Genomic DNA, 9,326 nt, shown 5'->3' with positions numbered 1-9,326 from the left:
GCCCCGCCCCCGTGCGGCCCAGCGCCGCCCGGGCCGGCCGGGCCTGATCGGGCCGGTCTGAACGGGGCGGGGCGCCAGGCCGTCGCGCGCGTCGAGGTCCATCCGCGCCGACTCATTTGACATCCCCGCGGCGCTCCCCGTACAGTCGTGGAATCGATCCCATGGAATCGATTCCACGACTCGCCCCACGGAGTGCTCACCGATGAACACCGTCACCATCAAGGACGTCGCCGCGCGCGCCGGCGTCTCGGCGGCGACCGCGTCGCGGGTGCTCTCGGGCAACCCGGCGACGTCCGAGGACTCCCGTCGGCTCGTGGAACAGGCCGCCCGCGACCTCGACTTCCGGCCGAACCTGCAGGCCCGGGCGCTCCGCTCGACCCGCACGGACACCATCGGCCTCCTCGTCTCGGACGTGCGGAACCCGTTCTTCGCGGACCTCGCGCACACCGTCGAGCAGGCCGCGCTCGAGACCGGGTACGTGACCATGCTCGGCAACGCGAACGAGCGTGCCGAGCAGCAGAACCGGTACCTCGACACCCTCATCGCCCGGCGGGTGGACGGCGTGATCGTGGCGCCGCAGGGTGACGACACCGAGACGGTCCAGCAGCTGGTCGACCGGGGCATCCCGACGGTGTTCGTCGACCGCGTCGTCCCCGGCATCGACGTGCCGACCGTCACGACGGACAGCAGCACGGGCATCCGCCAGACGGTCGAGCACCTGGCCGCCCTCGGGCACACCCGCATCGGCTACATCGCCGGCCCGCAGAGCGTCTCGACCGGTCGCGAGCGGTTCGAGGCCTACCAGGACGCAATCGTCACGGCGGGGGTGAGCGCCGACCCGGACCTCGTCGTGTTCGGTGACTTCCAGGCCGCGTCCGGGTCGGCCGGGGTGAGCGCGCTGCTCGCCCTCGACGAACCGCCCACCGCGATCTTCGCCGCGGACAGCCTCATGGCGGTGGGTGCGATCGCGATCCTGAACCGGCTCGGCCTCCGCATCGGCGTCGACATCGCCCTCGTCGCGTTCGACGACATCGAGTGGTTCTCGCTGCTCGAACCGGCGCTCAGCGTCGTCGCCCACAGCGTCGAGGACATGGGCCGCGTCGCCGTCGAACTCCTGCTCGACGTCATCGCCGGCAACCACCCCGCCTCCGTCCGCCTGCCGAGCGAGCTCATCGTCCGGGCCTCGTCGGCCGACCCCATCGCCACCGATCGGCAGACCGCATCGCCGCGCTCCGCCGACGAACCGTCCCGTCCCGGGAGGAACTGACATGTCCCCGCAGCCACTCATGACGCTCGATCGCGTCAGCAAGTCGTTCGGACCGGTCCAGGTCATCACCGAGGTCACCCTCGAGGTGCACGCCGGGAAGGTGCAGGTGCTGCTCGGCGAGAACGGCGCCGGCAAGTCGACGCTCATCAAGATGATGTCCGGCATCCACCAGCCCGACGGCGGTCGCATCCTCGTCGACGGCCGCGAGGTCACGATCCCGTCCGTGACCGCGGCCGAGGAGCTCGGCATCGCCACGATCCACCAGGAGCTCAACCTGGTCGGGTCGCTCAGCGTCGCGGAGAACGTGATGATGGGCCGGATCCCGACCCGGTTCGGCCTGGTCGACCGGAAGGCACTCCGTCGTCAGGCCGAGGCGGCGCTCGCCACCATCGGGCTCGACGTCGACGTCATGACGCCGGTGTCGAGCCTGGGGATCGCGCGGCAGCAGCTGGTCGAGATCGCGAAGGCGCTCAGCCAGGAGGCCCGGATCCTGATCCTCGACGAACCCACCGCCGCGCTGACCCGCCACGAGACCGAGGCGCTCTTCCGCGTCGTGGCGGACCTCCGCGCGCGCGGCGTCGGCATGCTGTTCATCAGCCACCACCTCGACGAGATCGCCGAGATCGGGGACACGGTCGCCGTGCTCCGGGACGGACACTTCGTCGCCGAGGTGCCGGCCACCACGCCCGAGCAGGAACTCGTCGGGCTCATGGTCGGCCGGAGCATCGAGGAGCAGTACCCCTCGGGTACCGCGGTGATCGACACCGCGTCCGAGGTGCTCCAGGTCGAGCACCTGACCTCGGCCGGTCGCTTCGAGGACGTCAGCTTCTCCGTGCGCGCCGGCGAGATCGTCGGCGTCGCGGGCCTCGTCGGCGCCGGGCGCACCGAGCTCGTCCGTGCCATCGCGGGCGCCGACGGCTACGACTCGGGAACGGTCCGCGTCCGCGGTCAGGTGCTGCCGAAGAAGAGCATCGCGGCAGCGGTCCGCGCGGGCATCGGACACGTCCCCGAGGACCGGAAGGCACAGGGCCTCGTCCTCGGTGCGTCCGTCAACGACAACCTCGGGTACGCGACCCTCGCCTCCACCGCGCGCGGTGGCCTCGTCGACTTCGCCGGGCAGAAGCGCCGGGCCGAGGAGGTCGCGAACCGGCTGCGGATCCGGATGCACGACATCGGCCAGCCGATCGGCTCGCTGTCCGGCGGGAACCAGCAGAAGGCCGTGTTCGGTCGGTGGATCCTCGCCGGGTCGAGCGTACTCCTGCTCGACGAACCCACCCGCGGCGTCGACGTCGGCGCGAAGGTCGAGATCTACGAGCTCATCAACACGATCACGGCGGCGGGCGGCGCGGTCGTCATGGTGTCGAGCGAGCTGCCCGAGGTGCTCGGCATGAGCGACCGCGTGCTCGTCATGCGGGACGGCCGCATCGCCGGCGAGATCCCCGGGTCCGAAGCGACCGAGGACCGCGTCATGACCCTGGCCGCCCGCGACGTCGAGACCGTCTGAGTCCCGGGGCATCGCCCCACCCCGCCACGCCACGACCGCCCCGAGCGGACGGTCGCTCCTCCCCCCACGCGTACAGCGCAGTACCCATCAGAAAGCACCCGTCGCATGTCAACGACCACCGTGAAGGCCCCCGCGCGGTCCTTCTCCTTCAAGAAGTTCCTCGCCGACAACGGGGCGCTGGTCGGCCTCGTCGTCCTCTGCATCGCCCTGTTCATCGCGACACCGGACTTCCTCACCGGCCGCAACATCATCAACATCGGCATCCAGGTCTCGACCGTCGCGGTGCTCGCGTTCGGCGTCACGTTCGTCATCGTGGCCGGCGGGATCGACCTCTCGGTCGGCTCCGTGGCCGCACTGTCCGCGATGGTGTCCGGCTGGTTCTTCAGCACCGCGGGCCTCCCGGGCTGGCTCGCCCTGCTCGGCGGCCTCGTCGCCGGCCTGCTCGCCGGGGTCGTGAACGGCCTCGCCGGCGCCTACGGCAAGCTGCCCTCGTTCATCGCCACCCTCGCGATGCTCAGCGTCGCCCGCGGCCTGACCCTCGTGATCTCCGACGGCAACCCCGTGCCGACCTCGCCGCAGGTGTCGTTCCTCGGCGGCGACATCGGGCCCGTCCCCGTGCCGATCATCGTGCTCGTCCTCGCGGCGCTCGTCGCCTCGTTCATCCTCAACCGCACCGTCCTCGGCCGCTCGATGTACGCCGTCGGCGGGAACGCGGAGGCCGCGCGCCTGTCGGGTCTGCCGGTCAAGCGCATCGTCGTCATCGTGTTCGGCCTGTCCGGGCTGTTCGCCGCGCTCGCCGGGCTGCTGCTCGCAGGGCGCCTTGACTCCGCCCAGCCGCAGGCTGCCAGCGGGTACGAGCTCGACGCGATCGCCTCGGTCGTGATCGGCGGCGCCTCGCTCGCGGGCGGTGTCGGTCGGATCTCGGGCACCTTCATCGGCGCGCTCGTGCTCGTCGTGATCCGCAACGGCCTCAACCTGCTCAACGTCAGCTCGTTCTGGCAGCAGGTCGTCATCGGCCTCGTCATCGCGCTCGCCGTCGGTGTCGACGTGCTCCGCCGCAAGACGCGCAGCAGCTGACCGCGAACCGCCCCGGCGGGCGCCGGCGGACCGGTGGCCGCCAGCCGGTCGGGAGGCGACCCTCCCGGCACACCGACCCCCCATCAGTACGACTCCCTCATCCTCCCACCAGCACCACAGACAGACCAAGGACCCCAACGATGCAGTTCTCCTCCTTCCAGAAGGTCGCCACCGTCGGCACCGTCGCCGCCCTCGTCATGCTCGGCGCCTCGGGCTGCAGCCGCTTCGGCGGCGGCTCCGGCGGCGACCAGAAGGTCGTGCTCGCGCTCTCGACCCTCAACAACCCGTTCTTCGTCGAGGTGCGCGACGGCGCCAAGGCCGAAGCGAAGAAGAAGGGTGTCGACCTCGAGGTCGTCGACGCGCAGAACGACTCCGCGCAGCAGGCCAACCAGCTGCAGACCGCGTCCTCCGGCAGCGCCAAGGCCATCATCGTCAACCCCGTCGACTCCGACGCCGCCGGCCCGTCGGTCAAGGCGCTCAACAAGGCGGACATCCCCGTCGTCGCCGTCGACCGCACGGTCAACGGTGCGGACGTCGACTCGTTCATCGCGAGCGACAACGTCGCCGGCGGCAAGCAGGCGGCGGACGACCTCGCCAAGGCGATCGGCAAGAAGGGCGACATCCTCGTCCTCGAGGGCCAGGCGGGCACGTCGGCCGCCCGTGACCGCGGCAAGGGCTTCACCGAGGGGATCAAGCAGTACCCCGGCATCCACGTCGTCGGCGAGCAGACGGCGAACTTCGACCGCGCCACCGCGCTCGACGTCACCACGAACCTGCTGCAGGCCCACCCCGACATCGTCGGCATCTTCGCGCAGAACGACGAGATGGCCCTCGGGGCGATCAAGGCACTCGGGTCGAAGGCGGGCTCGAGCGTCGAGGTCGCGAGCTTCGACGGCGAGGACGACGGCCTCGCGGCGATCAAGGACGGCACGCTGAGCAGCACCATCGCCCAGCAGCCGGCGAAGCTCGGCTCGCTCGCGATCGACCAGGCGCTCAAGGCGATCGACGGCAAGGCCACGAAGACCGTGTCGGTCCCGGTGCTGTCGGTCACCAAGAGCAACGTCGACACCTTCAGCAAGTGAGCACGGCCGCCGGAACCGTGGTCGTCGTCGGATCGCTCAACGTCGACCAGGTCGTCACCGTCGACCGGCACCCGTCCCCGGGTGAGACGCTGATCGCCACCTCGATGACCCTCCTGCCCGGCGGCAAGGGCGCGAACCAGGCCGTGGCGGCCGCCCGTCGGGGCGCCGCCACGGTCATGGTGGGGCTCGTCGGGGATGACGGATCCGCGGAGGTCGCCACGGTCCTCCTGGCCGAGAGTGGGGTGGACGTCGCGCATGTCGGCGTCGTCGACCAGCCCACCGGGCTCGCGACGGTCACGGTCGACGCGACGGGGGAGAACACCATCGTCGTCGTGCCGGGGGCCAACGCCGCGATGACCGCGGAGGCCGTCGATCGCGTCGCGTCCGTCGTGGCCGAGGCGGCCGTCGTCGTCATGCAGGGCGAGATCCCGGCCGCCGGGATCGCCGCCGCGGCCCGTCACGCCCGTGGTCGCGTCGTGCTCAACCTCGCACCCGTCATCGACGTCGACGCCGCGGTCGTCCGTCTCGCCGATCCGCTCGTCGTGAACGAGCACGAGGCGGCCCTCGTCCTCGCGCGACTCGTGCCGGGAGGCGCGGTGCCGGCGGACGAGGAGGCGCTCGCGGTCGCGCTGCTCGCGCAGGGCATCCGCACGGTCGTCATCACCCTCGGCGCGCGCGGCGCGGTCGTCGCGGAGGCGACCGGCACCACCGCGGTGCCGTCACCCCGGGTCGACGCGGTCGACACGTCCGGCGCGGGCGACGCGTTCGTCGGCGCCCTCAGCGCGAGCCTCGCGGCCGGGGAGTCCCTGCTCGACGGCGTCCGGCACGCGGTGCGGGTCGGTGCGTTCGCCGTGCAGGGGGCCGGGACGCAGCCGTCGTACCCGACGCTCGACGACACCCTGCCGGAGGTGACCGCGTGAAGCGCGCCGGCATCCTCAACGCCGAGCTCAACGCCGGTCTGAGCCGCCTGGGACACGGGGACCTCGTCGTCGTCGCGGACTGCGGTCTGCCGATCCCGCCGGGCGTCCCGCTCGTCGACCTGGCCGTCGTCCACGGGGTGCCGCGGTTCGAGGACGTCCTCGACGCGCTTCTCGGCGACGCCGTGTTCCAGGACTGCACCGCGGCGGAGGAGGTCGTGGGCACCGAGGCCGAGGGGTGGATCACCGCACGGTTCGACGGCGTCCAACACGTGGACCACGAGGCGCTGAAGCGGATGTCCGCGGGCGCCAAGCTGTTCGTCCGCACCGGTGAGGCGACGCCGTTCGCGAACGTCGTGCTCGTGTGCGGCGTGCCGTTCTGACGCGTCCGGACCAGGGCGGCTCCGTCGTCCGCCGCGCCCGAACGGAACGAGCAAGCCGCCTACTGTTTCGTTGCGCGAGTAGTTCACGATGTGGCATTCTTTTGCCGTGCCCGACCCCCGGGCATCATCACCCCCATCGCGCCCGGCGACGCCGCCAGAAACGAGACCATGATGAGCATCGCGCAGCCCCACCCCCGGGTCTCCGGGACCTCCTTCATCGACCCGTCGAGCGCTGCGCTCGACCGGTTCCCGCCGACGCAGCCGATCGACATGCGGCCGCTGCTCGCCGATCGGGGTGTCTGCTGATGCACAGCACGTACCAGGCCTGGTCCGGCGCCGGCACGATGCGCGCGGGCGCGGGTCGACGCTACGGACTGACCGACCCGGCCGTCATCGACGCCTACGTCTCGCGTCGGGTCGAGGACCCGCGCCTGCTGTCCGGGCGGGGATCGGGCGCCGCGAGCGGCCCGAGCTACGCCGACTTCTTCGCGGCACCCACCGCGTAGCATCCACGCCACCGGAACGACCGACCAGAAGGACCACATCCGCCGATGCCGTTGACCGTCGTCCGCCGCGAAGCGCGGCACCTGTACGCACGAGAGCCGCGGAGCGCGGCCGCTCGCCAGGCCGTCGACGCGCTCCTGGGCGTGCAGAGCGCCGAGGAGCAACAGATCGAGCGCGCCCGGGTCGCGAGCGGCCTGACGAAGAACGAGTTCCACGCCATCCGCTACCTGCTCCAGGCGCAGCGTGACGAGCGGGCCATGGGCCCCAAGGACCTCGTCGTCATGCTCAACGTGTCGAACGCGTCGGTCACCAAGATCGTCGACGAGCTCGAGCGCAAGGGCGACCTCCGGCGGGTGGCGCACCCGAGCGACCGGCGCGCGCAGGTCCTCGAGCCGAGCGAGCAGGCCGCCCGCAAGATCGACGCCGCGTACGAGCGGTTCCACGAGTCCGTCGTCGACGTCTTCGACCGGCTGTCCGACGAGGACAACGCCGTCGTGACCCGTGTGCTGACGACCCTGACGACCGCCATGGCCGAGCGGGCCGCCGCGGAGACGGCCTCCACACCGGCTGTCCCCGCCGACGGATCCACCGAGCAGGAGCAGCTGAGCGACCACGCGGACGCCGCTCGATAGCGTCGACTCCTCCCCCTCCGAGCGACGGCCCGACCGTCGGGTCTCCGACGGGGCGGATCACGAGGAGCGATGGTGGCGACGCGGAGCACGACAGCCGGGGGAGCCGACACGACGGGGCGACCTGCACCGGGCGGACGGGCCCTGCCACCGCTGACACCGGGTCCGTACTCGCGACGGCTCGGGTTCGTCGCGGTCGTCGCGACCTTCGGCGGTCTGCTCTTCGGGTACGACACCGGCGTCGTCAACGGCGCGCTCGACTCGCTCACCGCGGATCTCGGGCTCACGCCCACGACCGAGGGGCTCGTGACGTCGGCGATCCTCGTCGGGGCGGCGCTCGGCGCGTTCACCACGGGTCGCATCTCCGACCACAACGGTCGGCGACCCACCATCCGCACGCTCGCCGTCGTCTTCTTCGTCGCCGCGCTCGCGTGCGTGCTGTCCCCGACGTGGGAGGTCCTCGTCGCGGCGCGGTTCGTCCTCGGCATCGCCGTCGGCGGGGCGTCCGTCACGGTCCCGGTGTTCCTGGCGGAGCTGTCGCCGACCGAGAAGCGCGGCGGTCTCGTGACCCGGAACGAGCTCATGATCGTGACGGGGCAGCTGGCCGCATTCGCGATCAACGCCGTGATCGGGTCGATCTGGGGCTCCCACACCGACGTCTGGCGGTACATGCTCGCGGTCGCGCTGATCCCCGCCGTCGCGCTGTTCATCGGCATGCTCCGCGTGCCGGAGAGCCCGCGGTGGCTGCTCGGCAAGGGGCGCGAGGACGACGCGCTCGCCGTGCTCCGCACCATCCGCTCGGACGAGCGCGCGGTGGCCGAGATGGCCGAGCTGCACGACCTCGCCGCGGAGGAAGCGGAGGCCCGCTCCGGCCGGATCCGCGATCTGTTCCGCGAACCGTGGCTCCGCAGGCTCGTGTACATCGGCGGCGGACTCGGCATCGCCCAGCAGGTCACCGGGATCAACTCGATCATGTACTACGGCACGCAGGTGCTGCAGGAGTCCGGGTTCAGCCAGCAGGGTGCCCTGATCGCGAACGTCGGCTCGGGGGTGATCGCGGTCCTCGCCGTCGTGATCGGCCTCCGCTTCATCAACCGACTGGGCCGGCGCACGTTCCTCATCAGCGGGTTCGCGGGCACGACCCTGTTCCATCTGCTGATCGGTCTGGCGTCGGTGGTCCTGCCGCAGGGCACCCTCCGCGCGGTGGTCGTCCTCGTGTTCATCATCTGTTTCGTCGGCATCATGCAGGGCACCATCGGGCCACTCGTGTGGCTCATGCTCTCCGAGGTGTTCCCGCTGCGCCTCCGCGGGGCCGGCATGGGGCTCACCGCACTCGTGCTCTGGCTCGCGAACTTCGGGGTCAGCCTGACGTTCCCCATCGCCGTCGCGGCCTTCGGGATCTCGACGACGTTCTTCGTGTTCGCCGTGCTCAACGCCGCCGCGCTCGTGTTCGTGCTCACGCTCGTCCCCGAGACCCGGGGGCGATCACTCGAGCAGCTCGAAGCCGACTTCGCCACGGGGGCGATCTCGATCCACGGGTCGACGAACGACGTCACGAACGCCCGGTACCAGCAGGACGGCGGGCCGTCACGCCCCTGATCACGCTCCGGCCCACGCGCCCCTGACTGCCTCCGGACGCCCACCCCGCCGACACGACCCCGCCAACTGGGGGTCTGTGAGGTCGCACAGGGGCTGTTGTCGGGCCTCCGCTCGGGCTAGCGTCGTCAGGTCGGCGATCGCAACCCGAATCGGCGCCGGGCACCCCCGACCGCTCAGCCTCCGAGAGTGACCATGCGCACCGTCCGTCTGCCCCTCATCGTCGTCGCCGCCGCCGCCGCCCTCACGGTCACCGGCTCGGCCCTCCCCGCGGTGGCGGACGAGCCGGGAGGCGCGACCACCGCCACGACGTCCGCAGCGTCGACGGCCACCCCCTCCGCCGCGGCGCCCGCGCCGTCGGCGGCCT

Annotated in this window: 10 protein-coding genes; all 10 read left to right on the top strand. The window is 71.6% G+C overall.

Features of this window, described 5'->3' with window-relative positions; all coding sequences use genetic code 11:
• Positions 1 to 202: 202 nt before the first annotated feature.
• The 10 genes from DEI81_RS15725 to DEI81_RS15685 all read left to right on the top strand — a co-directional run bounded on the left by DEI81_RS15725 (position 203) and on the right by DEI81_RS15685 (position 8,962).
• Positions 203 to 1,267: a LacI family DNA-binding transcriptional regulator gene (locus DEI81_RS15725; RefSeq protein ID WP_111011672.1), complete on the top strand. Its 1,065-nt coding sequence runs from the start codon at positions 203 to 205 to the stop codon at positions 1,265 to 1,267.
• Position 1,268: 1 nt separating this feature from the next.
• Positions 1,269 to 2,771 carry a sugar ABC transporter ATP-binding protein gene (locus tag DEI81_RS15720; protein WP_111011671.1) on the top strand — a complete coding sequence of 501 codons (1,503 nt, stop codon included), beginning with the start codon at positions 1,269 to 1,271 and terminating at the stop codon, positions 2,769 to 2,771.
• A 105-nt stretch (positions 2,772 to 2,876) separates the two neighbouring features.
• Complete coding sequence (locus DEI81_RS15715; RefSeq protein WP_111011670.1) at positions 2,877 to 3,848, top strand: ABC transporter permease; 972 nt, start codon at positions 2,877 to 2,879, stop codon at positions 3,846 to 3,848.
• 140 nt (positions 3,849 to 3,988) lie between these two features.
• On the top strand, positions 3,989 to 4,930 hold the full coding sequence (locus tag DEI81_RS15710; protein ID WP_111011669.1) for a substrate-binding domain-containing protein: 942 nt from the start codon (positions 3,989 to 3,991) through the stop codon (positions 4,928 to 4,930).
• Positions 4,927 to 5,850 carry a ribokinase gene (locus DEI81_RS15705; RefSeq protein ID WP_111011668.1) on the top strand — a complete coding sequence of 308 codons (924 nt, stop codon included), beginning with the start codon at positions 4,927 to 4,929 and terminating at the stop codon, positions 5,848 to 5,850. Before DEI81_RS15710 ends, DEI81_RS15705 begins: the two co-directional genes overlap by 4 nt.
• On the top strand, positions 5,847 to 6,230 hold the full coding sequence (rbsD, locus tag DEI81_RS15700) for a D-ribose pyranase (protein WP_111011667.1): 384 nt from the start codon (positions 5,847 to 5,849) through the stop codon (positions 6,228 to 6,230). Before DEI81_RS15705 ends, rbsD begins: the two co-directional genes overlap by 4 nt.
• Positions 6,231 to 6,401: 171 nt before the next feature.
• Positions 6,402 to 6,536 carry a hypothetical protein gene (locus DEI81_RS16640; protein ID WP_258368802.1) on the top strand — a complete coding sequence of 45 codons (135 nt, stop codon included), beginning with the start codon at positions 6,402 to 6,404 and terminating at the stop codon, positions 6,534 to 6,536.
• Positions 6,536 to 6,736: a hypothetical protein gene (locus DEI81_RS15695; protein WP_111011666.1), complete on the top strand. Its 201-nt coding sequence runs from the start codon at positions 6,536 to 6,538 to the stop codon at positions 6,734 to 6,736. The genes DEI81_RS16640 and DEI81_RS15695 overlap by 1 nt, the downstream gene beginning before the upstream one ends.
• A 45-nt stretch (positions 6,737 to 6,781) precedes the next feature.
• Positions 6,782 to 7,366 carry a MarR family transcriptional regulator gene (locus DEI81_RS15690; protein WP_111011665.1) on the top strand — a complete coding sequence of 195 codons (585 nt, stop codon included), beginning with the start codon at positions 6,782 to 6,784 and terminating at the stop codon, positions 7,364 to 7,366.
• Positions 7,367 to 7,438: 72 nt separating this feature from the next.
• Positions 7,439 to 8,962, top strand: a complete 1,524-nt coding sequence (locus tag DEI81_RS15685) for a sugar porter family MFS transporter (protein WP_309146678.1) — start codon at positions 7,439 to 7,441, stop codon at positions 8,960 to 8,962.
• The last annotated feature ends 364 nt before the right edge of the window (positions 8,963 to 9,326 follow it).

The organism is Curtobacterium sp. MCBD17_013 (assembly GCF_003234565.1).
In the GTDB taxonomy this organism is placed as follows: Bacteria; Actinomycetota; Actinomycetes; order Actinomycetales; family Microbacteriaceae; genus Curtobacterium.
Note: the sequence above shows the minus strand (reverse complement) of the source record. Positions and strands in the feature narration are given on the sequence as shown.